At 34.1% G+C, this 26,236-nt stretch carries 26 protein-coding genes and 1 pseudogene; 23 read left to right on the top strand and 4 right to left on the bottom strand.

The genetic code is table 11. From position 1 onward, the window contains the following. Nucleotides 1-31 precede the first annotated feature (31 nt). Nucleotides 32-610 (bottom strand): DJ-1/PfpI family protein, encoded by a 579-nt coding sequence (locus M3225_RS17505; protein WP_251395716.1) that lies wholly within the window; start codon nucleotides 608-610, stop codon nucleotides 32-34. A 421-nt stretch (nucleotides 611-1,031) separates the two neighbouring features. On the opposite strand from M3225_RS17505, the gene M3225_RS17510 reads away from it, so the two are divergent. The 17 genes from M3225_RS17510 (at nucleotide 1,032) to M3225_RS17590 (ending at nucleotide 21,109) form a co-directional block, all read left to right on the top strand. Next, nucleotides 1,032-2,918, top strand: coding sequence for a beta-glucoside-specific PTS transporter subunit IIABC (locus tag M3225_RS17510; protein WP_251395718.1), 1,887 nt, complete (start codon nucleotides 1,032-1,034; stop codon nucleotides 2,916-2,918). Between the two features lie 31 nt (nucleotides 2,919-2,949). Beyond that, the gene (locus M3225_RS17515; RefSeq protein WP_251395720.1) at nucleotides 2,950-4,362 is read left to right on the top strand and encodes a glycoside hydrolase family 1 protein; all 1,413 of its coding nucleotides are present in this window, start codon (nucleotides 2,950-2,952) and stop codon (nucleotides 4,360-4,362) included. Nucleotides 4,363-4,388: 26 nt separating this feature from the next. Further along, on the top strand, nucleotides 4,389-5,228 hold the full coding sequence (gene licT / locus M3225_RS17520) for a BglG family transcription antiterminator LicT (RefSeq protein WP_251395722.1): 840 nt from the start codon (nucleotides 4,389-4,391) through the stop codon (nucleotides 5,226-5,228). 719 nt (nucleotides 5,229-5,947) lie between these two features. Then, nucleotides 5,948-8,461, top strand: coding sequence for a PEP/pyruvate-binding domain-containing protein (locus M3225_RS17525; protein WP_251395724.1), 2,514 nt, complete (start codon nucleotides 5,948-5,950; stop codon nucleotides 8,459-8,461). 101 nt (nucleotides 8,462-8,562) lie between these two features. Next, entirely contained in the window at nucleotides 8,563-9,138 is a 576-nt protein-coding gene (locus M3225_RS17530) for a TetR/AcrR family transcriptional regulator (RefSeq protein WP_251395726.1), read from the top strand. A gap of 16 nt (nucleotides 9,139-9,154) precedes the next feature. After that, nucleotides 9,155-10,501, top strand: a complete 1,347-nt coding sequence (locus tag M3225_RS17535) for an MFS transporter (protein ID WP_251395728.1) — start codon at nucleotides 9,155-9,157, stop codon at nucleotides 10,499-10,501. Between the two features lie 390 nt (nucleotides 10,502-10,891). After that, complete coding sequence (locus M3225_RS17540; protein WP_251395730.1) at nucleotides 10,892-11,725, top strand: transketolase; 834 nt, start codon at nucleotides 10,892-10,894, stop codon at nucleotides 11,723-11,725. After that, nucleotides 11,725-12,672, top strand: a complete 948-nt coding sequence (locus M3225_RS17545; RefSeq protein ID WP_251395732.1) for a transketolase family protein — start codon at nucleotides 11,725-11,727, stop codon at nucleotides 12,670-12,672. Before M3225_RS17540 ends, M3225_RS17545 begins: the two co-directional genes overlap by 1 nt. A 49-nt stretch (nucleotides 12,673-12,721) precedes the next feature. After that, entirely contained in the window at nucleotides 12,722-13,480 is a 759-nt protein-coding gene (locus M3225_RS17550; RefSeq protein ID WP_251395734.1) for an SDR family NAD(P)-dependent oxidoreductase, read from the top strand. A 218-nt stretch (nucleotides 13,481-13,698) separates the two neighbouring features. Beyond that, nucleotides 13,699-14,409: a FadR/GntR family transcriptional regulator gene (locus M3225_RS17555; RefSeq protein WP_251395736.1), complete on the top strand. Its 711-nt coding sequence runs from the start codon at nucleotides 13,699-13,701 to the stop codon at nucleotides 14,407-14,409. A gap of 695 nt (nucleotides 14,410-15,104) precedes the next feature. Further along, the gene (locus M3225_RS17560) at nucleotides 15,105-16,436 is read left to right on the top strand and encodes an MFS transporter (protein WP_251395738.1); all 1,332 of its coding nucleotides are present in this window, start codon (nucleotides 15,105-15,107) and stop codon (nucleotides 16,434-16,436) included. A 107-nt stretch (nucleotides 16,437-16,543) separates the two neighbouring features. Further along, nucleotides 16,544-17,500, top strand: coding sequence for a 6-phosphofructokinase (gene pfkA / locus M3225_RS17565; RefSeq protein WP_251395740.1), 957 nt, complete (start codon nucleotides 16,544-16,546; stop codon nucleotides 17,498-17,500). A 115-nt stretch (nucleotides 17,501-17,615) separates the two neighbouring features. Continuing rightward, nucleotides 17,616-17,750: a GapA-binding peptide SR1P gene (locus tag M3225_RS17570; protein WP_251395742.1), complete on the top strand. Its 135-nt coding sequence runs from the start codon at nucleotides 17,616-17,618 to the stop codon at nucleotides 17,748-17,750. A 74-nt stretch (nucleotides 17,751-17,824) separates the two neighbouring features. After that, on the top strand, nucleotides 17,825-18,289 hold the full coding sequence (gene rpiB / locus M3225_RS17575; RefSeq protein ID WP_251395744.1) for a ribose 5-phosphate isomerase B: 465 nt from the start codon (nucleotides 17,825-17,827) through the stop codon (nucleotides 18,287-18,289). A 570-nt stretch (nucleotides 18,290-18,859) separates the two neighbouring features. Next, nucleotides 18,860-19,150 carry a hypothetical protein gene (locus M3225_RS17580; RefSeq protein ID WP_251395746.1) on the top strand — a complete coding sequence of 97 codons (291 nt, stop codon included), beginning with the start codon at nucleotides 18,860-18,862 and terminating at the stop codon, nucleotides 19,148-19,150. A gap of 590 nt (nucleotides 19,151-19,740) precedes the next feature. After that, nucleotides 19,741-20,178 (top strand): NUDIX hydrolase, encoded by a 438-nt coding sequence (locus M3225_RS17585; protein ID WP_251395748.1) that lies wholly within the window; start codon nucleotides 19,741-19,743, stop codon nucleotides 20,176-20,178. A gap of 268 nt (nucleotides 20,179-20,446) precedes the next feature. After that, entirely contained in the window at nucleotides 20,447-21,109 is a 663-nt protein-coding gene (locus M3225_RS17590) for an MBL fold metallo-hydrolase (RefSeq protein WP_251395750.1), read from the top strand. Between the two features lie 19 nt (nucleotides 21,110-21,128). On the opposite strand, the pseudogene M3225_RS17595 reads toward M3225_RS17590, so the two are convergent. Next, nucleotides 21,129-21,245, bottom strand: a pseudogene (locus M3225_RS17595) (cation diffusion facilitator family transporter); the annotation flags it as partial. A gap of 230 nt (nucleotides 21,246-21,475) precedes the next feature. Here M3225_RS17595 and M3225_RS17600 point away from each other — a divergent pair. Continuing rightward, the gene (locus M3225_RS17600; RefSeq protein ID WP_251395752.1) at nucleotides 21,476-21,859 is read left to right on the top strand and encodes a YkvA family protein; all 384 of its coding nucleotides are present in this window, start codon (nucleotides 21,476-21,478) and stop codon (nucleotides 21,857-21,859) included. A 201-nt stretch (nucleotides 21,860-22,060) separates the two neighbouring features. Beyond that, on the top strand, nucleotides 22,061-22,657 hold the full coding sequence (locus M3225_RS17605; protein WP_251395754.1) for a YdcF family protein: 597 nt from the start codon (nucleotides 22,061-22,063) through the stop codon (nucleotides 22,655-22,657). Between the two features lie 63 nt (nucleotides 22,658-22,720). Here M3225_RS17605 and M3225_RS17610 read toward each other — a convergent pair whose 3' ends face one another. Then, nucleotides 22,721-23,323: a DUF998 domain-containing protein gene (locus M3225_RS17610; RefSeq protein WP_251396133.1), complete on the bottom strand. Its 603-nt coding sequence runs from the start codon at nucleotides 23,321-23,323 to the stop codon at nucleotides 22,721-22,723. 301 nt (nucleotides 23,324-23,624) lie between these two features. Next, nucleotides 23,625-24,062 (bottom strand): diguanylate cyclase, encoded by a 438-nt coding sequence (locus tag M3225_RS17615; RefSeq protein ID WP_251395756.1) that lies wholly within the window; start codon nucleotides 24,060-24,062, stop codon nucleotides 23,625-23,627. A 97-nt stretch (nucleotides 24,063-24,159) separates the two neighbouring features. Here M3225_RS17615 and M3225_RS17620 point away from each other — a divergent pair, with 97 nt between their 5' ends. The 4 genes from M3225_RS17620 to M3225_RS17635 all read left to right on the top strand — a co-directional run bounded on the left by M3225_RS17620 (nucleotide 24,160) and on the right by M3225_RS17635 (nucleotide 26,181). After that, entirely contained in the window at nucleotides 24,160-24,663 is a 504-nt protein-coding gene (locus M3225_RS17620; RefSeq protein ID WP_251395758.1) for a DinB family protein, read from the top strand. 434 nt (nucleotides 24,664-25,097) lie between these two features. Next, nucleotides 25,098-25,256: a hypothetical protein gene (locus M3225_RS17625; protein WP_251395759.1), complete on the top strand. Its 159-nt coding sequence runs from the start codon at nucleotides 25,098-25,100 to the stop codon at nucleotides 25,254-25,256. A 24-nt stretch (nucleotides 25,257-25,280) separates the two neighbouring features. Continuing rightward, entirely contained in the window at nucleotides 25,281-25,448 is a 168-nt protein-coding gene (locus M3225_RS17630; RefSeq protein ID WP_251395760.1) for a hypothetical protein, read from the top strand. 73 nt (nucleotides 25,449-25,521) lie between these two features. Further along, nucleotides 25,522-26,181, top strand: coding sequence for a DUF3885 domain-containing protein (locus M3225_RS17635; RefSeq protein WP_251395761.1), 660 nt, complete (start codon nucleotides 25,522-25,524; stop codon nucleotides 26,179-26,181). The last annotated feature ends 55 nt before the right edge of the window (nucleotides 26,182-26,236 follow it).

Below are 26,236 nucleotides of genomic sequence, written 5' to 3' on the forward strand. Positions count from 1 at the left end.
TATAAAAGCTTTAAAGGTCTATCCTTTTAATTTACGTTACAATATTATTTTTATAGTAAGGGTAATCCATTTGTTTTTGAATCTTCGCTACAGTTTCTGCTCCCTCGATTAACCCACATATGTATAGACCTAAATCTACTGAAGTGGAAACTCCACCGCCCGTAATAATACCATCATCGTGAACAATCCGTTCTTGCTCTACTTTATTTGTATATTGCTGCAATAAATTGAATGCATTCGGATGAGTGGTAGCTTTTTTGTTTGCTAAAAAACCAGCCGCTCCAAGTAAAAGCGAGCCTGTACATACGGACACTTTGTACGTCACATCTTTTGCAGTTTGTAACCAATCAATAAATTCTGCATTATATTGTAAAGTCCTAGTCCCCATTCCGCCTGGCACGAAAATTAAATCGTATTCTGATAGATGGGGTGAAACTTTATTTACTTTAAACGTAATGCCTCGGTCATCATTTATCTCCTCAGTTAGCGCGCATAAATCCCATGTTACAGCATCTTTGAACCCGAGCGTTTTTAATCTTGTAACTCCATCGTAAAACCCTATAAAATCTAACGCTGTTAATTGATCAAAAAGAATAAAGCCAATTTTCATATTAGGTGACACCTTCCTTACTATAGCTGATCATGTAATTTAATTCTCTATTAATTTTTGAATCTCCTTTTATTTGCCCTATATTTGTAATACAAACTTGTGATGATTCTGAGGTTGCTTATTATGTGAGTTGAATTCATATGCTACTTTTTGAATCTCATTTTACGTTATGCATTACATTAATTTTACAATAAATAAATGTTTGTAAATTTAAATAATTTGTGATAATATAATAACTGTAAACGGTTTCTTATCGTGTTAATTAAATAAAATTGGCGTGTTACTGGTAAAGCAGGCAAGACCAAGATAATTTGTTGTTTTCTCATTTTGGGATGGGAAAAGTACATTTTATTTTGGTCTTTTTTGTGTTCTCATTAATTTTGCACTGTTCGCTTGTAATGCGCGTAAAGGGGATAGGGGTATGGATTACAAACAGTTAGGTAGGGATATTCTGGATTTAGCTGGGGGGAAAGAGAATGTAGCGATGTTAACACACTGCGCTACGAGACTTAGATTTGAATTTAATGATGTATCTCTAGTCAATGCAAAAGAAATTGAAAAATTGCCTGGGGTTATTTCAGTCGTAGACAAGGGAGGACAGTTTCAAGTTGTTGTAGGAAATGAAGTGCAGCAATCGTACCGTGCTATTATCAATGTTATCGGTGAAAAAGCAGATAGCAGCGGACCGAAAAAAGGACAAAACAGCGAAAAGAAAAGCTGGGTTTCGCGCTTTATTAGCGTCATTTCAACAACGTTTACACCAATGATTCCAGCTATTATCGGAGCTGGTATGATTAAAGCTATTTTATCAGTATTAGTGTTAGTAGGGTTTCTTACTGAAAAAAGCCAAACGTATTTCGTTTTAAATACGATTGCTGATGCTGCGTTCTTCTTTATGCCAGTATTGCTTGCATACGGGGCTTCCATTAAATTTGAAACCAGTCCAATACTGGCCATGACGATTGCGGGAGTGCTTTTGCATCCAAACTGGAGTACAGTCTTAAAAGCTGGAGACCCACTCCATTTTATGGGTGTTCCTGTACGTTTGACTGATTATGCAGGGTCAGTGCTTCCGATTATTATTACTGTATGGATTATGTCCTATATTGAACGTTTAGCTGAACGCGTATCACCTTCAATGATTAAATTTTTTACAAAACCAATGCTTGTTCTGGTAATTACCGCACCTCTGGCTTTAGTGGTCATCGGTCCATTTGGCACATATCTAAATGATTTAGTAGCTGTTGCGGCAGAATCAATCAACGAACGTGCAAGTTGGCTGATTCCGTTATTAATGGGAGGACTTCAGCCGTTTTTAATTGTAACAGGAACTGCGTGGGCAATGACGCCAATCGCTACGTCGCAATTAACAAGACATGGTGCAGAAATGATCAATGGTCCTGGAATGCTTGCTTCTAATATCGCTCAAGGAGCTGCCACATTGGCTGTCGCGCTAAAAACAAACAATAAACAGCTTAAACAACTCGCTGGTTCGGCTGGTTTCACTGCATTAGTTGGAATTACAGAGCCATCTCTTTATGGAGTAACTCTTAAATTGAAAAAACCTCTTATTGCAGCAATGATTGGAGGCGGATGTGCAGGAATTTATGCCGGACTTTCAGGTCTTGTCCGCTATGCATTCGTATCGCCAGGCCTAGCTGCACTACCAGCATTTATCGGTGAAAACCCGATGAATATTGTTCATGCGCTTATTACAATTGCCATTGCTTTTGTCGTTACATTTACCTTAACGTGGATTATTGGTTTTGATGATCCAATTGATGAATCAAAAAAAGTAGCTCCAGAAGGTATAAAAGAAAAAAAACCTGTCACAATCAAGAACCAGATAGAAGTTGGGTCTCTTCAGGTTATGAGTCCCCTCGAAGGAGAGTTAGTTCCATTGAGTACTGTTAATGATGACGTGTTTTCTAGCGGATTGCTTGGAAAAGGGATTGCAATTATTCCTAATAAAGGTGAAGTATTTGCGCCCTTTTCTGGTGAAATTATAACATTGTTAGAATCAAAGCATGCAATTGGTTTAAAAGGAGACAACGGGGTTGAACTGTTAATTCATGTAGGCATTGATACCGTTACTTTAAAAGGGCAACACTTTGAATCATATGTCAGCCAGGGAGATAGAGTAGAGTCTGGTGATAAAATGCTTGAATTTGATATGGAAGCTATTAAAGCAAAAGGTTTTGAATTAGTTACCCCAGTCATTGTTACCAATGATAAACAATTCTCTGAAGTTGAACTCGCTGAGCCAGCTAGTACACACAAAGGTGACCTGATTCTGTCTTTAAAATGAGGCTTATTAAATATATAGGAGGTAACAAAGAATGAAGTATAATCATATCAAGCCATTTCCGGAAAATTTTTTATGGGGAGGATCAACATCTGCTTATCAAGTAGAAGGTGCATGGAACATAGATGGAAAAGGTCCCTCTGTCATCGATATGATGAACCATCCGGAAGGAACAGCTGGCTTTACTGTAGCGAGTGATCACTACAATCGGTATAAAGAAGATATACAATTGTTTGCCGAACTTGGATTAAAAGCTTATCGATTTTCTATTGCTTGGACGCGGATTTTTCCAGAAGGAACAGGAGAAATAAATAAGAAAGGTTTAGAATTTTATAACAATCTTATTGATGAATTAAACAAATATGGAATTGAACCTATTGTTACAATGTACCATTTCGACTTACCATACAAGCTTGAAGAAAGAGGTGGATGGAACAATAGAGCAACTGTAGATGCTTTTGTCGAATATGCACGTACGTTATTCGAATACTTTGGTAAAAAGGTGAGATACTGGCTAACAATCAATGAACAAAATACCATGATTCTGCATCCAGGAGCAATTGGGGTACCAAAGGGCGGAAAGTTGCCAACTAAAAAAGAACTTTACCAGCAAAACCACCATATGCTCATAGCTCAAGGAAGAGTCATGCAGCTTTGTCACGAGATGTGTCCAAATGGAAAAATTGGGCCAGCAATTAATTTAACGACGATGTATCAGGCGACGTGTAAACCAGAAGATGCCATCGCATCCCATAATTGGGAGACTATTCGCGGCTGGAGCTTCCTTGATCTGGCTGTGCATGGACGCTACAATGCTCTTTTTTGGAATTATCTTGTCGAGCGACAAATAGAGCCTATAATAGAAGAAGAAGATTTAGCTGATATCAAAGCTGGAAATCCAGATTTTATTGCAATCAATTACTACTCAACAGCAACTATTGCTGAGAGTAAAGGTGATGCAAGTGATGTCAGTCCAAGAGCTGGCGACCAGCAAATTATGCTTGGTGAGGAAGGTGTATACCGTGCTGCAGAAAACTCCTACGTTGGAAAAACAAGATACGGATGGGTTATTGATCCCGTAGGTCTGCGCTTAACATTAAGAAAAGCTTTCGAACGCTATAACTTACCCATACTGATAACTGAGAACGGTATAGGTGCTCCAGATGAATTAACTGATGAGGAAACGGTAGGAGACGACTATCGTATTGACTATATAAGGGATCATTTAAAGCAAGTACAGTTGGCACTTACTGATGGTGTTCAAGTAATTGGCTATTGTCCATGGGCCGTTATTGACGTGGTTAGCACTCATCAAGGCTATGGAAAAAGATATGGGTTTATCTATGTAAACCGTGGTGAAAATGATTTGTTAGGTCTTCGGAGAATAAAAAAGAAGAGTTTCTATTGGTATAAACAAGTCATTCAAACAAATGGGACATTGAATTGATTATATAAAGATAAAGTGGTGAAGAAATGAGAGTCATTAAAATACTTAACAATAGCCTGATTTTATCAGAAGATGAAAATCAGCATGAGATCATAGTAATGGGCAAAGGAATTGGCTTTAAAAGTAAAACTGGTGAATTAATCGACCCTACCAGCGTGGAAAAAGTGTTTGTTCCACTCAATAGTTTTGATACAAAAGAGTATATCCGTATTCTTGAGAACATGCCAAAACAGCATTTAAATGCAATCAATCAAGCCTTATTCAGCGTGAAGCATGAATTAGATGGCTACTTAAACGATCGAACGTTTATCATGTTGATGGATCATATTGCCTTTGCTATTGAACGTTTTCAAAAAGGCATTACATTGCAAAACAAACTTTTATGGGAAGTCCGAAAGTTTTATCCGAAAGAATACGAAATAGGACTTCGCATTCTCAAGAAATTGAACGGGCTGCTTGGTCTCGAAATGCCGGATGAAGAAGCTGGAAATATTGCCTTTCATTTGGTAAACGCCCAGTCTGACAAACAGAATATGGAAGATACTATGATCTCTATTAAATTGTTGAAAGATATTTTAAACCTCGTTCAATACCAATTGAAGATTAGAATGGACAGCAACTCCATGCGCTATGCAAGGTTTGTTACACATCTTCAATACTTTATCCAACGGCTGCTTGATGATACACAACTTAAAACAAAGGACTCATTCATCTATACGCAAACGAAAAATGCATATAATGAGGAGTATACCTGTGTAGAATCTATCCGTAGCTATGTAAGAAATGTGATGCATCTTGATATCACAGATGAAGAAGTTCTCTATTTAATGATTCATCTTATTCGAATGGCCAATTCAGAAGAATAAGGTGCTGTTAAAATCATGATCTACTATGCTTTATTATTGAAACTTAAGATGAGTTAAAAATAAAGTACCAATATTTTTTGATATCGTAACCAAATATGAGATATAACGTTAGCACCCTCTATGCTTTCAAAGCATAGAGGGTACTTTTTTGTTTTTGGGGAGTAAATAATTAACGGTTTTCCTGCAATTCTACAATGTTTACATAATCTTTTCTTGTCATTAATAAATGGTTTACAATACTTAGCTATGCTTAGATTAAGATTTCTGAAAAAAATTGATAAGAAGGGAGATTTTAGATAATGACTTTGCATATAATTCGTAAATCTGATAGCGCTCAGTTATATATTAGAGGATATAAAATAAAATTGACACTTAACCAATGGAAGCTTGTAAGTAATCAAAGATAATATTCGATGAAAATAGAAAAGAGTAAACCCCTCATCTTAATTTAGGTGGGGTTTTTTGCATTTCTTTTATCAACCATTTAATTATTTAACTATTTAAACTTCATAATAAAAAAGACTAATAAAAGTTAAAAAATGGAATAAAAAAGAGGAATATTATTTAAATAAAATTAAAAGAAAACACAACTAAATATGCATTTTATTAATGTTTTACCATTTTTTGTTGACTATAAAAATTTAAAAGAATTAAAATGAATAGAAAGTAAGTAATTACTTACATTTTAAAATTGTTTTGTAGGAGGATGAATATACTTAATGTATAGTTTAAGTTTTCAGATGGTAGACGAGGCGAATGAAAAAGTTGGAGCAAAAGCTTTAAATCTTATAAAAATGAAAAGAAAAAATTTACCGATTCCAGACGGGTTTGTTATTCAAACAGAAGCTTTAAAACGATATATCGAATGGAATGAGATTAATCGTCAAACGGATAATATACACGAGAGAATTTTGCACGGGGAAATTCCTATTGAAATTGAAACGGATCTCATAGAGGCATTTCAAAATCTAAAAAGCTCTTATACGTCAGTAGCTGTTCGTTCATCATCTGGTGCTGAAGATTTAGAAGGTGCATCTTTTGCTGGACAGTATGAAACCTATCTTAATGTGAAAAGTACCGAGGATTTTTTAAGTAAAGTGAGAGCATGCTGGGCTTCATTTTTTACTGAAAGAGTCGAACAATATACTCAAAGTATGTATGCTGATTTTGATGAAATTTCAATGGCAGTTGTTGTTCAAGGATTAATTCAGTCCGAAGTATCGGGAGTAATATTTAGTCAAAATCCTGTTAATCATAATACGAAAGAAATTATGATTAATGCTAGCTACGGACTAGGAGAAGCAATTGTATCAGGCCTAGTAACACCTGATGTTTACCTAGTTAATAAACAAACCTTTGAGGTAGAGAAAGAAAAAGGGCTAAAAGAAGTAAAAATAATTCCACTTGTTGAAGGTGTTGAAGAAATCGAAACAACGGAAGCCGAGCAGCAAAGATTTTGTTTAACAAACGAGAAAATTATTGAATTGGCCGAAATAACAAAAGAGGTAGAAGCTCTTTATCAACATCCCGTAGATATAGAGTTTGGTATTCAAAACAATCAAGTATATCTATTACAGGCAAGAGCCATTACAACATTAGCAGAGGATAATAAATTAACGCCTTTCCAAAAAGATATATTTTTAAGTTTTGACGACATGGAGGAATTTTGGATATTAAATGATACAAGTTTTTCCCATGCTGTTAGTCCTTTGTATGCTTCATTTATTATTCCAGCATTTTCTGAAGGAACAGCTTCTAGTTTTAAAAAGTTAAAGTTTATATTTGATAGAATTAATTTAAAAGTTTATAAAGGGCATATCTACACAAGAACGGAGCCTTTTAAAGGAGATTCTAATAAGAGAATCCAGGAACATAAAGAATTGATGGAAATTATTTATCCAGTCTTAACAAAACGAATGAACCACATTATTAATGAACAATTCTTACCTTACTATAACAAGTTAGATAGCTTTACCAAGGAAAATCTAAACCTTCGGAGGGGAAAAGAAATCCTTCAAAATTTGACTGATTTCTATAAAATCGCATATGATCTGCATTTTGATATTGTTATGCCTCAAATGTCTTTAAATACTATAGTTGAAGAATACTATAAAAACCTTACAAACAGGGAGTCTGGGCATGATGTTTATGAGCTGTTGACCGGAAAAATGAACAAATCGTTGGAAACTGACCAACAGCTTTCTAGACTTGCTTTAACAGTGAAAAGAGATAGTGAACTTACTGAAATTTTTCAAGAAGAATGTACAGAAAATTTATTAAAGAAGTTAGGGGAAAATAAAGCTGGAAAAAGCTTTGTGACTGAATTAGATACTTTCTTAAAACAGTTTGGATATCGAAGCGTTATAAGTCACGATTTTGTAGGAGAAATTTGGCTAGAGAATCCCCTTCACGCATTATCCATTATTCAAGGATATGTTAAGGACAGTTATAACTTTGATGAGAACTTTGAACAGACAGTAAAAAAACGTGAACAGAACTATAAGGAATTTCTGGCACAGATAGAGGATAGCAAACATAAAGAAGAATTTAAAAAATATTATGAGTGGGCATTAGATGCATCCGTTATAAGAGATGACCATCATTTTTATATCGATGCAATGTTGGATGCAAAAGCTCGTTTATTCCTACTCAAACTAGGTCATCTACTAGTTAATCATCAAGTTTTTCTAGTGAAAGAAGATATTTTCTTCTTATATCTTGATGAACTAGAGTCTCTTTTGGAAAATCCAGTAGACATGACCAAATTAATTGAGAAACGTAAAGAAGAACAGGTAGAACATGAGCAAACGTCTAATTTGCCTAGATATTTCGGAACCCCTGAACCAACTCAACTGAAAGAAGCTGAGAAATATATGGGAGCTATTGAGGAGAATGACGCTAACAGCGAAAATTCTATTAAAGGATTAGCCTCTTCCTCAGGAACCTATACCGGAAAAGTAAAAGTTATTTCAACTACGAAGGAATTTTACAAGCTAGAAAAAGGGGATGTTTTAGTATGTAAAACCACCACTCCACTTTGGACTACTTTATTTCAAACTGCGGGGGCTGTTATTACTGACGCCGGAGGTATTCTTTCTCATTCGGCAATAATTGCACGTGAATATGAAATTCCTGCAGTGGTTGGTACGAAAATAAGTACGAATAAGTTAAAAGATGGTGATATGGTTACGGTAGATGGTACGAATGGAATTGTAACTCTTTTAACTGAATAGATGATGCTATTCACTTCCATTTGACAACCGCTATTTTTCCTTTATATACTGCCTAATGGAAAGTAAAGACTTACATTCAGGAAGCATAAAGGATGATTAACATGAAAAAAGATGAAACAAAAAACAAGATAACAAAGGCTACAATAGAGCTGCTTAAAGAAAAAGGCTATAAAGGTACTACTACTAGAGAAATTGCAGAACAAGCTGGAGTCAATGAATTGACGGTTTTTCGCCACTTTGGCAATAAAGAAGGCATCATTCAAGCTATTGTCCAGACAACGAGCTTTTCACTTGAGATTTTTGACAAATCGATTGAATGGAAACTTGAAAAAGATTTGATGAATTTTGGTTACTTGTTACTAAAAGACTTTGATAATAACCGAGACATGATTTCAATCACTTTAAAAGACCCTCTAATTTTCTCTCGAGCACATGAAGAAATTATAAAGAAGATTAATGATACGAAAAAAATACTAAAAGAATACTTTGAAGAAATGCAAAGGAAAGGTTACATCAAAGAATTAGATTCTTGTACACAAGCAGAGATTTTTCTAAGTACGTATTGGGGATATTTTATGTATAAACTAAATTTTGGAGACAAAGCCTTACATGCAGATTATCAAGATATGATAAAAAACAGTGTAAAAACGTTTATAAAAGGAATTTCTCTTCATTAAAAGGAGGCAATAATGTTTGGGTAAACATAAAGAGCTTATCTTGATTATTTCATTACTAATTGGGACATTTCTTGTACCAATAAATTCGACAATGATTGCCGTTGCTTTATCAACCATATCAGCTCATTTCAATGAACCGCTTGCAAATATTTCTTGGGTAGTAACTATTTATTTAATTGTAATGGCTGTTACTCAGCCTATCGCTGGAAAGCTAGGAGATCTATATGGAAACAAAAATATCTATTTATGGGGCGTAGTATTCTTTCTTATAGCATCTTTAGGCTGTATATTTTCAACTAATCTCATTTCCCTTATTATTTTTCGATCACTGCAGGCAGTAGGAGGAGCTTTACTTACTCCCAACACGATAGCAATCATTAGATATGTTGTACCAAAAGAACGGCTCCCTAAAATTTTAGGTATATTTGGAATGGGGATGGGCTTGGGTGCTGCAATTGGACCATTACTAGGATCTATACTACTTGAAAACTTCAGCTTGGAAGCTATATTCTGGGTAAATGTTCCGTTTCTTTTCTTAGCTTTAGTTAGTGGAATAGTTATGATTCCTAAATTTAATTTTAAAAGGCAAGCAAGTACTTTAGATATTCAAGGTTCCATTTATTTAGCAATTAGCATTTCTTTTTTAATTTTATTAACACACGGTATGGAATTTACTAAGGCTTTAATAATGGGAATAATATTTATTCTATCTTCAATCTTGTTTATCAAAAGAGAAAATACGGCAGAAAACCCAATTATCGATTTTTCTTTATTTAAAAATTCCACCTTTACAAGCGCTAATTTATCTATTATGCTTAGCAATTTTGTTATGTATGTGATTTTATTAATTATGCCTCTACTGATGAAGTCTCAATTTCACTTGTCTACAGCACACACAGGTATTGTTTTATCGATTTTTTCAATTTCAATGTCTTTAAGCGGGTGGATAGGAGGATTACTAAACAATAAGTTTAGTTCTAAAAAAGTTATAGGATTTTCTTTTGGTATGATCATTTTCTCTAATATTCTCTTTTTATCCTTAGAGAACGTTGGGTCTATTCTTTTTCTTATAGTGGCTTTAATTGTTGGTGGTTTTTCTACGGGAGTAGGCTTAACAAGCATGCAGGTTGCCTCGCTTGACTCAGTAAGTAAAGAGCAGTCAGGCACAGCATCTGGCATTTACTCAACGTTTCGCTATTTCGGAAGTATTATTTCATCCACTCTTATTGCTCTCATTACTAATTATAACTATATCTTCATTATTTTAGGGGTATCAGGGATAGTAGGTTTACTAGTAGCTAGAAACATTAAATCCAGTAGCAAAGATGTAATAAGCAGCAATCATTCTAGTGCAAAAGCGTAGTTTTTTTGGTAACGCTGTCGGTTATATGTACGATTTACTAAGTAATCTATAAAAATAAGTAATGCTTCTGAAATAGAAGCATTACTTATTTTTTTTGCTTAGAGTCATAAACCATGTGATTAAAGAATGGTTATAGCTTAATTTACATACTCCACCTGAAAATCTGAGAGAAAAAGGAAGAGAAATTTATACATTTCTCTTCAAAAATTACTTCATTTCAAATAAAAAATTCAAATAATTCAATCTTGTTATTGACGAACTTGCGTTTCAGCTGTACACTTAAGTAACAAAGCTACTTAGTATACAAGTTACCTAGGTATACTGAATTATATTTTACTTGATATATGAGTTAAGAAAATAGCAAGTCATAATTTAATGAGGTGACTAAAAATGAAAGACATTAGTATTCAAGAATTAAAAGAAAAAGCTATTCAATTAAGAAAAACAGCTCTTACGATGATTTATGGAGCACAATCTGGCCATCCAGGAGGCTCACTTTCTGCAGCTGATATTATGGCAGCGCTTTATTTTAAAGAAATGAATGTTGACCCACATAACCCTAACTGGGAGGACCGCGATAGATTTGTACTTTCTAAAGGTCACGTTTGTCCTATTCAATATTCAGCTTTAGCTTTACGAGGATTTGTTCCTTACGAAACGATATACACATTAAGAGAATATGGTTCCCCGTTCCAAGGGCATCCAGATATGAAAAAGTGTAAAGGCATTGATATTTCAACAGGTTCTTTAGGACAAGGACTTTCTTGCGGAGTTGGAATGGCAATAGCAGGAAAACGAGATTTTAAAGACTATAGAGTTTTTGCTTTAGTAGGAGATGGAGAGTGTCAAGAAGGACAAATTTGGGAAGCTGCTCAAACGGCAGTTAAATATCAATTAGATAATTTAGTTGTGTTCGTGGATAATAATAGACTTCAAATTGATGGATTCTGTGATGAAATTATGCCTTTACAAGATTTAGAGAAAAAATTTGATGTGTTTGGTTTTGAAACGAAGCGAATTAATGGACACTCGATGGAAGAGATTGTAGAAACATTGGATGAAGTAAGAGTGGCGAAGAATGGAAAACCAAAATGTATCATTTGTGACACGGTAAAAGGTAAAGGAGTTTCTTTTATGGAGGATGTGGCTGATTGGCACGGGGTTGCTCCTAATGAAGAACAATATCATCAAGCAATGGAAGAAGTGGCAGGAGGTTTAAAATAATGAGCATAATGGAAAAAGATCTTACAGTAAAAAAAGCTACGAGAGAAGCCTTTGGAGATGAAATCGTAAAGTTAGGTAAAGAAAACAAAAATATTTATGTGATTGACGTGGATATTGCTAAATCTTGTAAAACAGTAAATTTTATAAAACAACTACCTGATCAGCATATTAATGTAGGGATTGCGGAGCAGAATGCAGCTGGGTTAGCAGCTGGTCTTGCTACAACCGGTAAAATTCCATTTGTAAGCACTTACGCAGTTTTTGGTTCGTTAAGAATGCTTGAACAAATCAGACAAGAAGTCTGTTACCCTAACTTAAATGTAAAGATTGCTTGCTCGCATGGCGGTCTAACTCCAGCTAATGATGGGGGGAGTCATCAAGCTATAGAAGATATGGGTGTATTAAGATCGGTTCCAAATATGACCGTCATTATGGGGGCTGACTATTATTCTACTAGGAAGTTAGTAGAGCAAGCTGCTAAGGTATATGGACCTGTCTATCTTCGCTTTACTCGCGATACTGTTCCAATTATTTATGATGAAAATGAAGAGTTTACAATTGGAAAGGCCAAGCAAATTAAGGATGGAAGCGATATAGCTATTATTGCCAATGGCGATACGGTACGACTCGCTTTAGAGGCAACTAGAGAATTAGAAAAACAAGGAATATCCGTAAAGCTACTAGATATGCATACTATTAAACCATTGGATCGAGAAGCAGTGGTCGATTGTTTAAATATCGGCAAAATTATTACAGTTGAAGATCATAATATTCTAAATGGTCTTGGCAGTGCGGTATGCGAAGTAGTTGCTGAAGAAGGGAAAGGTACAGTTCGACGAATTGGTGTACAGGATCAATTTGGACAATCCGCACCTTATGAAAAATTATTGGAGTTAAATGGAATAACTACAGAAAATATTATCAAAACGGCTAAAGAAATCATTTAAAACTAACTATATTAAATAGACAAAGCTAACAAGATGGGGGAAATATAACATGTTTGATTTAAAAGAGAAAGTAGCGATTATTACTGGCAGTGGTTCTAAAAAAGGTATTGGACGTACAATTGCCCTAACACTTGCGGAACAAGGAGCCGCAGTTGTTATAGCCGATATTAATTTTGATGGTGTACAAGATACAGTAAATGAAATAAGAGAAGCTGGCGGGAAAGCTTTAGGAGTAGAGTTAAATGTAACAAGTAAAGATTCTTGTGATGCCATGGTGAAGAGAACGCTTGAAGAATTCGGTAGAATTGATATTTTAGTTAATAATGCAGGAATTTCTCAAAAGGTTACAGTTCAAGATATGACGCTTGAAGACATCACAAAAGTGTTTAACGTCAATATGTTTGGTTTATTCTTGTGTACTCAAGCAGTATTGGAAACAATGAAAGACCAAAAGTATGGTCGTATTATCAGTCTTTCTTCTGTTTCAGCTAAAAGAGGTGGAGGAGTATTTGGTGGACCGCACTATTCGGCATCTAAAGCAGCAGTACTAGGCTTTTCAAAGAACTTAGCACGCGAAGTAGCACTAGATGGTATTACAGTTAACTGTGTAGCTCCCGGACTTGTTAATACAGAAATTTGGAAATCACTTCCCGAAGAAGATGCAAAGGCTGTGATCGATAGTATTCCTATGGGCAGACCAGGTGAAGTGAAAGAAATTGCGGCCACTATTGCCTTCTTAGCGTCAGAGGAAGCTTCCTATATTACAGGAGAGGAAATTGATATAAACGGTGGTTCACATATGGATTGATACTCAGGTTCGGTTCGTTAGAAAGGCATGCCACTTTGGTATGCCTTTCTAACTTTATCTAATGATAAACCTGTTATGATAGCAGTTAGGAACTGACTACATCAGCAAGTTTTTTGGAGGGAAAAGGGATAGGCTGGTTGCCCCTAAAAATAGAACAGTATATAATAAATTATGTCTACTTAATTATGAATAAAATGAGCTAATAATTATAGAGAGAAGTGATTTCTATTAGTTTTAATCCAGTTTCCAACAACAAATTATATATTCAAATTTATAATCAAATTCTTTCTGAAATTCAATCTGGGGCGTTTCAAGTAGGAGATAAACTTCCTGCTGAAAGGGAGCTATGTGAACAATTTGGTGTAAGTCGTGTGCCCATCAGACAAGCCCTTAGCGCACTGGAGTTAAACGGTTTTATTTATTCTCGTCAAGGAGAAGGCGTCTATGTGAAAGAATTTCAATCAGAGACTCAAAATTCTCAATCCACATTTTTAATGGAATCCGCCTCCCCTGAAGATATTGTTGAAGCAAGAATGAACATAGAGCCTCTTATTGTGCGATTTGCAGCTTTGAGAGCTACAGAAGAAGATCTTAGGGAACTGCGTGCAACGATTAATAAGATGGAGGAAGAAACGAACGCAGGGGTTTATGTGCCAGAAACGGATGAAGCACTACATAACGGTATAGCAAAGGCTTCTCATAATGATTTATTCATTAGTATTATGGCAGCGATTAGCAATGCGATGAAACAGCAGAAAATGTGGAAGTTTATAAGAGATAGAACAGTAACGAGACCTGACTATAGAGAAGTTAATTTTAATGAGCATAAATTACTTATTAATGCAATTGAACAACATAATGAAGAAGAAGCCGTGAGAATTATGAATTTTCACATGCAAAATTTATACGATCGTTATTGGAAAGCTTAATTCCCATTAATTTTTTAGCAGAGGAATACCAAATATAAAGTTAAAAGGCAGCTAAAGTGTAGCTGCCTTTTTGCTGTTGAAAAGACAGCATAAAATGAGTATTATTAAGCATTTTTCCATAAAAACAAAACATGTATTCTTCTAGTATTTTAATAGATTTCAGAAAATATTTAATTTAATAATTATATTGACAACTATTAGGTATGTAAGTACACTGTTTATATAAGGTAACTTAGTATACAAGTGGCTAAATCTATTAGACGGAGGTAATGTAAATCTTCAAATTTATTATTCTTTACAGATCGATATTCTTTTGAAGAGATTAGCAGAAGAGTTCGAAAATGTAAGCGTTTTTTACTGTTGCTGTTCATTACAAATGTTTTGGATTATTAGGATAGAAATTAGAAATTAGACTTATAGTGTTTTCATGTCGCTAGTAAGGTTTTGGTGTGTGATATTTTCTAGTAGTTCTCACTTCTTTAAATCATAAATAATACGGAGAAATACTCGGCTTTTTCATTTCTATATGAAAGGGATTACAGAAGTAGGGCTAGATTTACTTAGACTTAGAAATAGATCAATCATCTTTTATATAAACTTTCAATCCTTTCCGTCAGTTAGCCTAGAGTAAATACCCGGGTCAAAGACTAAAGGGCATGAAGAATAAAAAGATGGTAACCCAGGGAGGAATTATTTTGGATTCAATTAATTTAGAGCGTTCAACTACCAAGAAAGTAACGTTAAGGCTCATTCCATTTCTATTTTTATGTTTTACTATATCTATACTTGATCGAGTAAATATTGGATTTGCCGCACTACAAATGAATGAAGATTTAGGTTTTTCTAATGCTGTTTTCGGATTGGGAGCAGGGATTTTCTTCCTTGGTTATTTCCTTTTAGAGGTACCTGGCAGTGCCATGATGACAAAAGTCGGGGCTAGAAAATGGATTAGTAGAATCATGGTTACATGGGCTGTGATTGCTATTTTAATGGCGTTCGTACAAACACCATGGCAGTTTTATACAGCACGATTTCTTTTAGGGGTTGCTGAAGCTAGCTTTTACCCTTGTATGGTTTTTTATCTAAGTGGTTTTTATCAAACGAAACATCATGCAAAAGCGATTGCAGGATTTATGATTGCTATTCCTGGTGCTAATGCTATAGGGTCACCACTTTCTACTTATTTATTAGGTATTGACTGGTTAAACATGGCTGGATGGCAGTGGTTGTTCATTTTGGAAGCGATTCCAGCTTTAATCTTAGGTATTATATGTTTCTTCTACCTTGACGATAAGCTCGAGGATGTAAAATGGTTGACTAACGAGGAGAAGAAATGGCTAATCGACGTTACCACAAAAGAGAAGTTAGAAAAACAAGAAGCTAAACACTATACATTTGGTCAAGCCCTAAAAGACCGTGACGTATTAACCTTGTCTTTAGGCTATTTCTTTTGGATGGTTGGCTATTATGGCATCGTAATGTTTTTACCGACAATCTCAGAAGGTTTGTCTGAAACCACGTCTCTTAGCACGCATGCTATGGGCTGGATTTTAGGGTTAATGTATGTGTGTGCAATGGTCACCATGATTTTGGTTAGTAACCACTCTGACAAGAAAAATGAGCGACGTTTTCACGTAGTTGCTTGTTTAGTGACAAGTGGGGTTGCACTAATTATTAGTAGCTATATTGCAAGTACAAACATTGTTTTATCATTTGTATTCTTAACGATTAGTCTTTGTGGGGCATTTGGTGCATACTCTCCATTTTGGGCAATTCCACCATCTTTCCTAACGGAAGCTGCTGCTGCAGGTGCGATTGCCCTTATTAACAGTATTGGTAACTTAGGTGGGTTCTTCGGCCCTTACATTGTGGGATATATTAAAGATCTAACAGGCTCTTTTAATGCGAGTATGACCTTTTTAGGCATTAGCATGTTTCTAGGTTCGTTCATAGTAGCCTTCTTACTAAAACAGTCAGGGAAAGCTATCAAAAAAGGGACAGTAGATAAACTAGAAAAAACCAGTTAATACCTAGTTGCAGAAAAGTTTTTACGAATGGATGGGGCCGACAATTAGTCGACAGCATCTGTCGGTCATCTTTCTTAAATGGATCAAAATAGCAGAGGTGTTTAGTAATGATGAAGCTCGGAGTCTTAACAAGTGGTGGAGATGCCCCAGGAATGAATGCTGCTATTCGAGCAGTGGTGAAAACAGCTAATTATTATCACATAGAAGTAATGGGAATTGAGGGTGGTTACCAGGGTTTAATAGAAGGTAGATTTCATAGATTAACCTCTACCGATGTAGATTATATTGCGGATAAAGGAGGAACATTTTTAAAAACCTCCCGATGTCCAGAATTTATGAAGGAGTCAGGCAGAATCAAGGCATTGAATGTATTAAAGGGTCATGGAATAAATGATTTAGTAGTAATTGGTGGTGAAGGCTCTTTTAAAGGAGCACAAAAATTACACGAATTAGGGTTAAACGTCATTGGTATACCCGCAACGATTGATAATGATTTATCTTACACTGATTATTCAATTGGATTTGATACTACATTAAATACGATATTAGAATGCCTCGGTAAAATTAAGGATACCGATTTATCCCATGACAAGACTACCATTGTGGAAGTAATGGGGAGATATTGTGGAGATTTAGCTCTGTATTCTGCTTTAGCAGGTGCAGGAGAAATTATCTCAACGCCAGAAAGAAAATTGGATTTTGAAGAGATATGTTCCAAACTAAACGAGAAAATTAAAGGTGGAAAAAAAGATAACCTAATCCTGATTACGGAAAAAATGTACGACATTCAAGAACTACAAAAATATGTTGAGGATAGATTGGATATTAGTGTAAGGGCAAGTATATTAGGTTTTATTCAAAGAGGTGGGCACCCATCCGCATTTGACCGTATATTAGCAAGCAAAATCGGAATGAAAGCAGTGGAATTATTACTAAAAGGATATTCAGGTAGGGCTGTCGGAATCAAGGAAAATGACTTAATTAATGTAGATATTGAAAAAGTTCATTCAAGAATCTCCGGTAATAATGATAAATACAGTTTACTCGATACGATTCTAGCCTAAAGGTATCTTTTCTATAATTTAGTAATTTCTCGTAATGGAAATAAAACTAATGCATCTCTCAATAAATTTCATTCTAACACAAACGAATTTTTTTAATAAAAAGGAGGAGTAGAGCATGACTAAGCAGGCTAATGTGAAACAAGGAACTATCGTTTGCCAAGTATGCGGAAAGATTATTGAAAATGTAGAAAACTCTGAAGGCGTTAAAACATGGTATGGAAAGTGTTCCGAGGATTGTTCTAGGAAATAATATATCAAGAAAGATAGATACAAAAATTGTTAGAGCTTTAATTAAGAATATAGATAAACGAGGAGACTAACCTTATGAAAGTAATAATTGCTTCAGATCATGGTGGAATAAACATTCGTAAAGAGATTATAAATCTACTAGAAGAAATGTCCATAATATATGAAGATCTGGGCTGTGAATGCAGTAGTTCAGTCGATTATCCGGATTATGCGATTCCAGTTGCCAAAAGAGTAGCAAGTGGAGAAGCTGATTTTGGAATTTTAATCTGCGGTACAGGAATTGGTATGAGTATTGCCGCTAACAAAGTGAAAGGAATTCGTTGCGCACTCGTTCACGACGTTTTTTCAGCTAAAATGACGCGTGAACATAACGATACTAACATTTTGGCCATGGGGGAACGCGTGATTGGGCCGGGTTTAGCTCGAGAAATTGCGAAGACATGGTTAACAACTCAATTTACTGGAGGTCGTCATGAAAATCGTATCTGTAAAATTACGGAATACGAAAACGTATCAGAACCTTCTCTACAAGGAAAATAAAGAAAGCAAAGGCAAGAATCAATCTGATTCTTGCCTTTGCTTATTAATATTTATATCAAAATTAGGGTTTGAAAAGAGGGTAAGCAAGTAAAGGGTATTAGATTAAATGATAATTCCTACGCCGATAGGACCCTTAGGTCATTGTTTTTGTACATTTTTAACTATTATTGAATATAATACACATAAATTCCTAAAGTGAATTTATGTTAAAATGGTACAAAAAGGTATTTTGCAAAGGGGAGTGTATGTCTATTATTCTTAGCTACAGTGTAGCCATTAGTATGATTTTTATTTTAATACTTTTTGCAACTATAGCATTAAAAAAAGAATAAATGCTCTTTTTATTTCTTTGATTACTTTATTATTTGGTTTGTTTCTAATGGTTTACACTTCTACTGAAATAGTAGGGTTTGATGCTATAGATATACAGATAAAAGGGTTAATTATTATCGGAGAAGGGTTAATTTTATTTTTTATTACAAGTATATTCATAGCAGCACAAGAGCTAAAAAAGAGAGGGGTCTAGGTTGAATAATAAAACCTTTTCCTTATGAGAAAGGGGGGGATGAAGTGGCAATAGGAGTCGCATTAACTGTTTTAGTATTAGGTCTTATGTTTGCAAGTGGTCTAAGTCAAGGAAAGTCAGCTAAAAGAAAATATATAGTGTGGGGAACCACTACGATTTTAATAATAACCCCATTCTTTTCATGGATCGTTTCTATTCTGTTTGGTATTAATCAAGGAGATGGTTTTGCAGCAGTTGGATTAATGATGTTATTGTTTCCACTTTTCTTTTTAATCGGACTCATTACTCTGCTAATAGGAATCTTTAAAAAAGAGAAGACAAATAAATCTATTTAGAAGGCAAAGAAAGCTTAGGTTTTTCTTTGCTTCTTGTAACGTTGATTGTGGTAATCTACGCTAAAAGAAGTATCGGGTGTTCATTAATAAGTCTTTTTAAGAACTTTACTTCTTATTATTTCACTTACTTATAGGACGATTATGGATATAATAGGTCCTATAAGAATAGCAAATTTAACTACTCCAGTTCCTATACCATTTAATCCTCCATAGTAGTAGCTTATTATAACAACACTTAACTCACCATTCCTACAATTAAATGTATTATATATTTTAAGAAAGATTTTGTTCTGCCTAATTTATGTGTAAAAGTAAGCAACTGTAGTCATAACAATCAACTTCATTATAGTCATTCTTAAAATCCTTGAGCTGCATGATATACATGTATTTCTTTTTATTTACATATTAACAAATAGTTTGCTTGAATCTAAAAATAACGATTTTAAATAAATCATAGCTTGTCTATCTATTAGGTGTTTTAAAGGCGAGTTCATACCCACATGTATATGTGTAATTTATTTTTTGCCGATTAAAGAAATTTTAAAAAAAGAAATGTTCTCAATCAGTATCTATTAAAGGAGGAAGGAAATGTGAAGGATAACACCACTATAACAAAAGTTATGGCTTACATAACTAGGTTTAATAGTCGTCGTACAGAGTTGTTAGTTTATAAACACAAAAATTATCCAGAAGCAGGAATTCAAGTTCCAGCAGGTACTGTAGAAGACGACGAAACAATTGAGGAAGCTTTATATAGAGAGATCAAAGAAGAGTCTGGATTAATCGATTTTTTATCGGTGAACAAATTGAAAACATATGTTTATCGTCATGAAGGTAAAAGCCAGTATCATGAGCGACATGTTTTTCATTTAAAAGCTAAAGGAGAAACTTCAGAACGGTGGGAATATAAGGTTAACTCTGAAGGCGAAGATGCGGGGTTAATCTTTTCGTATTATTGGGTTCCTATTCAAGCTATTCCCAAACTAGCTGCAAATCAAGATGACTGCATTGATCAGTTATTCTTATAGCTCTGAATTTACTGATAAGAAAAATATGCAGCTAATCAAAAGGAATAAAAACAATTTTTATATTATATGAAACTTTTCACACTGTAGCTGTCTATGTAGTGTAATTCTCTATTAATTTTAACATCTTCTAAGCAATTACCTATTTCTTCACCTTATTAGGTAAGTTACAAAAATGTGCGTACTTTTATCATTCTCTTATTAAGACTATAGTAGTGATAACCCACACTATAATATCTTATTATCATTGAAACGAAAAGGAGCACTGAGCATGAACATGATTCAATTATCTAAACACGTGTTTAAATGTGAATTCGAAATTGATGTACCGCTTTCGATACCGGTTAATATTTGGTTCATTAAACATGGTCATGACGTCTACATTGTTGATACGGGTATAGAAAAGTTCGTAGATGATCAAATTAAAGCAGCTACGTCTATAGGAAATCCAAGAGCTATTTTGTTAACCCACGGCCACAGCGATCATATTCAAGGAGCTGCCAAATGGATAAGGGATTTTGACATCCCGATTTACGCACACGAAAATGAATTGCCTTATATTAATGGGGAAGTTCCATATCCTAATAAAAATATACTTGAAGAGACAGGAGTTAAAAATAGAGTAAGGCCGTTAACAGAACAAGCACTTGCCGATATTCCTTTACGTTATTATTTAACACCTGGTCATTGTCCTGGTCACGTTATCTATCACCATAAAGAAGATAATGTACTATTAGCAGGAGATCTCTTTATAACAAGTAATAAAGAATTACATCCACCCATCCGCAAATTTAGTGTAAACATGAATACAAATATAGACAGCGGTGCTATTATAGATAAAATTAGACCAAATTTAATTGCATCTTCACATGGACAAGATTTATTGTATCATCCTAATTTATATAAAAAATATGCATTTTGTTACAGAGACTAAAGATTAATAGAGTCTAGAGATGAATACCTTCTGATGTAACACTAACCGAACCTGTAAAAATTCCTACAATTATTTTTAAGACAACAAGAAGGGAGTTACTTATAACTGAAAGGAAATAAATTTTTGAAGGATTCACTAAATTCACCACCTATATGAGATGAATTAATGATATCAAGCGGGTTGCATGAGAATCTAAAGAAACATTTTTCACCAGTTTCAATAAATTAGGGTTGTTAAAAATAGTGTCGTTAAGCCAAATTGTTGCCGAATTAATTATAAACGCAATGTTTTATTGAATTGCAAAATAAAAATATCTATCTCCTGATATACTTATCTAAAAAACCTACTAAAAGGGGAATAGGAAACATGTTTAATCAATTAAGGCTATGGGCTAGAAGGTTAAAAAAGCATCTATTTATCTTATATTTAGCTTATAAAGATGAACGAGTATCTTGGTATACAAAATTATTTACTGCTTGTGTTGTTGCGTATGCCTTCAGTCCAATTGATTTAATTCCTGATTTTATCCCGATTTTAGGCTATATTGACGATATAATCATTGTTCCTTTAGGAATTATGCTTGCTTTGAAACTGCTACCTAAAAGCGTAATAGATGAGTGTGCAATAAAAGCAGAAGAGATTATCCAAAATGAAAAACCAAAAAATTGGGTTGTTGGTTCAATTATTATCATAGTATGGTTATTCATTTTTATGTGGAGCTGTTTGGCTATTTTTAAATTATTAACCTGAACCTATCTATATAAAATTCATGTTATTCATGAAAATATTGAGAAAGAATGTACATTAAAGTTTTAACTGCTAATTTTTATACAAAAGCTGTGTATTTATTACTTGCAGAGTGCAAAGTTTTTTTGAAGATTACCTTTTTATTTTTATGAATATTGAGCTTTATGATACGATATGAAGTGAACTTTTTAAATGAGGGTCTATATGCAAAAAATTAAAGGTAAAAGGATAAAAATTAGTATATTCATGCTGGGATTAGGGGTTATTTTCTTCCTGTTTGCCGGGAAAGAGCTTGTGGTAAACGAAAAGCCTGTAAAATCTGACGTGATTATTGTGTTAAGTGGTGATAATGATCGACTGGAGAAAGGAATTAAATTATATAAAAAAGGCTATGCGTCTTATTTAATCCTTTCGAATGGTCAAGAGAATAATTTTTATCAGCAGGCCAAAGACTCTGGGATACCTGAGGATTCAATTATTTTAGAAAATCACGCTACAAGTACTACAGAAAACGCTAAATTCACCAAAAAAATAATGATGAGCTACCATTTTCAATCCGCTATCGTTGTTTCTTCAAACTATCATATGAAAAGGGTAGAAAAAAACTTTAATAAAGAATTTAAGGATACCCAAATCCAATTAACCTATTGTTCTAGTGGAAGCCGTTATTATAATCCCAAAAGATGGTGGGAAACGGCTTTAAGCAGAAAAGTTACCTACACAGAGTACGTAAAACTTATTGGTAATTATTTTGGTTTCAGCGGGAAGAAATCTAAAGAATTATTAAGGGAATTTATCTAACGAAATCGTACAAAAAGTTCAATATAATGCTGTACAGCTCATGTGAAATAGAGTGATAATGGATTATTTGCTCAAAATAAAGGAAAGCACGGTGCCCCATATAAAAATTACTAAATAGAATAATCTTTGCAGTAGACCGGTAGGCATAGGAGCAAAAAATACAAACATAATGATTATAAGGATGACTAGTAAGGAGACTAAGCCGCCATAAGTCCAATACTTGCCGCTTTTTAAAGATGATGCATACATCCAAAGACCTGCTAAAACAGTAACCATGCCAAGTTGAGCGATTATTGAATGCCAAAATAAATTTATATCAGCCGGTATAAAGCCAGAAGCAATATTGCCTAAAGCTAATATAAGAATAAAAGCTGTTGCTAGTAGGGTTATTTTCTTTAGGTTTTGTGAAATGTACAAAACACCAATTGAAAGTGTTAAACCGTTTATAACAAACAATACGTTCATCCAGAAATGGTGAGGAGAGCAAATTTCATGAGGTGCAATTGAATAGGTGTAGTTTCCGCAAGAAGTGACGCCAAGATCACTCATTGCGTGATTTAAAAAACTGTAGGGAGCAGCTGAAGTCAAAATAAAGAATGGTTCAATCAAAAAATACAAGCAAGTAGCAAACCAGCTTAAAATACCAAACCTTTTCGATATATACAGAATAATCACCTCTTAAAAAGCGCTATATGTAAATTGTATATCCAAATAATGTAAAGTGAAATGGTCTCGGAGACTATTTTTAGGCAGGGCTAGAGGTTGATGCGGGGTAGGTGAGCAAAACTTTAAGATAGCTTGCTTAAAGCAGGATCCTAAAAGAAGAAAAGGACCCCTTTGCTAATTCTTTATAGTAGCAAAGAAGTCCGAAAGCAGCTTAATTAGAAATGAATAACTGCTGATAATTAGGCGGACTAACTTTTTATAATGTATACATAAAGTTAATGCATTCTAAACGGAGCGAAGTTCAAGAGGTTTTCTCTAGAAGTTTATAATCTGATGTTTTCTGAACATCTATATTAAATTCGTCTGCAAATGTTTCTAACTCCTTAAAAACGTTTGGTGGATTAAATAACGATATTCGCATATTCCAGCCGTTTTCCACTCGGACTATTGCTAATTTTGTTTTCCAACTTACGCGCTTAAACACGATTCTTTTAATGTCCATTGGTTTAACTGCTTTTTCATATACTTTAAACCTTAATATATATGCTTTATAGGTTAAAGTATTTTTGTCTATTTTAAATTCATACCTTATAAAAAGTGAAAGCAACGAATAAAGAGTAGCAAAAAGAAGTAAAAAGGCAACTACTTTATTATGTTGAAACACTAGAACGAATAATAAAACCTTCAACAGCAATAAAGGAAAAATCATATTTTTTTGAGTAGTAGTTTTAAATAACATAGAAACTCCTTTCTTTATTAAATAAGACAACTTATTTTTTTCTATGATATTATTTAAGTATTAATTTAGATTAGATTTATAGTGGGAGGCCTTTTACATGTATAGTACCATTTCAGATTTTATCAAAGAATGGAACAATGAAGCTATACTAACCCAAAAAGTGTTGGATAGCTTGACAGATGATTCATTAGAACAACAAGTGTATCCTGAAGGACGTACGTTAGGAAGAATTGCCTGGCATTTTACAACAAATATTCCGGATTACCTAACTGAGTTTGGGTTAAGTATAGACAGGATAGAAAGTACGGTAAGCGTTCCATCTTCAGCACAGGAAATTGCCATAACCTTTAAAAATGTAAGTTCTCACGCTGCTAAAATTATCGAACAGCAATGGACAGATGAATCTCTAAAAGATACACAAGAAGCGTTCGGAAGACAGCAATCAAATGCTACAATCTTAATGGGACTAATCAAGCATATTGTTCATCATCGAGGCCAGATCACAGTTCTTATGCGCCAAGCAGGACTAAAACCTGCTGGAGTTTATGGGCCCCCAAAAGAAGATTGGGTTCATTTAGGTGTTGATAATCCACCGCTTTAATAATATCAAATAAATAAAAGAGAGGCTGTCCATAGAAAATACTATAACATTATTTTCAGGACAACCTCTTTTTATATAGTATTTATCTAATCAGTTAGTACTTGCTCTGAAAAAGCTTTTGAGTAATGCACAACACTTTGCACATTTTTTAATGATCCCTCTGTTAACTCTAGATCCATAAAGAATTCTTCAGGTACGTCAAATGGAGCATATATATTCCATAGGCTAGCTGATTACAGTGAGTTAATACCCTATGTTTGTTCAAGCTGCGGTTATGTAGATTTTTACGTTGAGGATCCTGAAAAGTTCGCGTGACAGAACTTTTTAGGATTTTTTATTTTCGAATACATTGCGGCAAGTAACTGAACTTGGAATATCTTATTTAATGTTGATGTTAGTTAAAACGTAAGAAAAAAGGATTTCTGGAGGCTACTATGGAGAAAACACTCACTTTCCTATCAGTAGTTTATTTAATTGTTCTAACTGCATGTAATCAGGAAAGTACAGAAACAAATACAGCAAGCTCTGCTATCATTGTAGTAGTTGAAAACAAGGAATATAATGGAACAGAAGATAAGTTAGATAAAAAGTAAGAAATAGGACAACAACTAGGAACGATGGAAAAGAAAACTAAAGCAAGTAAGATGCCCAAAGGTAATAATCAATCAAACTATTTTACAGTTGGTTCAAAGATTTATTCAGTAAAAGGAACAGAGGAGTACATAGTTGTTAAAGACAAAAATAATAAAAATCAGTTAATGAAAAAGGTAGCTCAAAAAAGATGAGGATTATTTAATTTGACTACTTGTCTTTCAAAAAATACGTTAAACTAAAACGAAAATCTACAGAGGAAATTATATGAACACTACTAATCTATCTTCATTTTTAGAGAAATATTTTAGAGGACTAATTTTAAGACCTGCCTTGTTTTATTCTTGGAAATATAGCATTCGCTTTGAAATATCAGATCCGTTACTACCATACTACGACAAGCAATACTTGAAGCAGGCTTTTCATCGATCCATTAAACTATTTGACAAGACATTTGGAGAGGAAGATGACATTCTTTTTATTACGGACGTACATTCTACCAAAAAAGATATTTTTCTCCGAAAGAGACCTTTAAACGTATATTCAAAATACGTAAAAGATAAAAAGCGGCTATACCAATTAAACCATCAGCTTTTAGCGGGTGTATTCCAAGAAGAAGATGACCAATCTGTCACTCATCGCTTTGCACTTTCTTGTAAGAAAAAAGAATTAAAATATGCACAACTTTTAAAAGCCATTAGTTATGAAGACTTTGCTCATCCATCTACTATTCTTAAAAACAACCCGCAAAGTGGCTATGATATTTATTTTGTTAACCTTTCTAAGAAAATCATTTTTCATTTATATGATGATCGTGGATGTGATGTTTTAGCTCCTAATAAAGAAGCTATATTTTTTCTTTATGAAGAATATAATCATTGGATTTTAGATTATGATCGAGAAGAAGTCGATCTTTTGTTTAAATGAAAAATTATTTTTTAGAGGTTAAAATGGGTAAAAAAATTCGATGGGGTTTAGTTAG

It is taken from the genome of Priestia aryabhattai, assembly GCF_023715685.1.
In the GTDB taxonomy this organism is placed as follows: Bacteria; Bacillota; Bacilli; order Bacillales; family Bacillaceae_H; genus Priestia; species Priestia aryabhattai_B.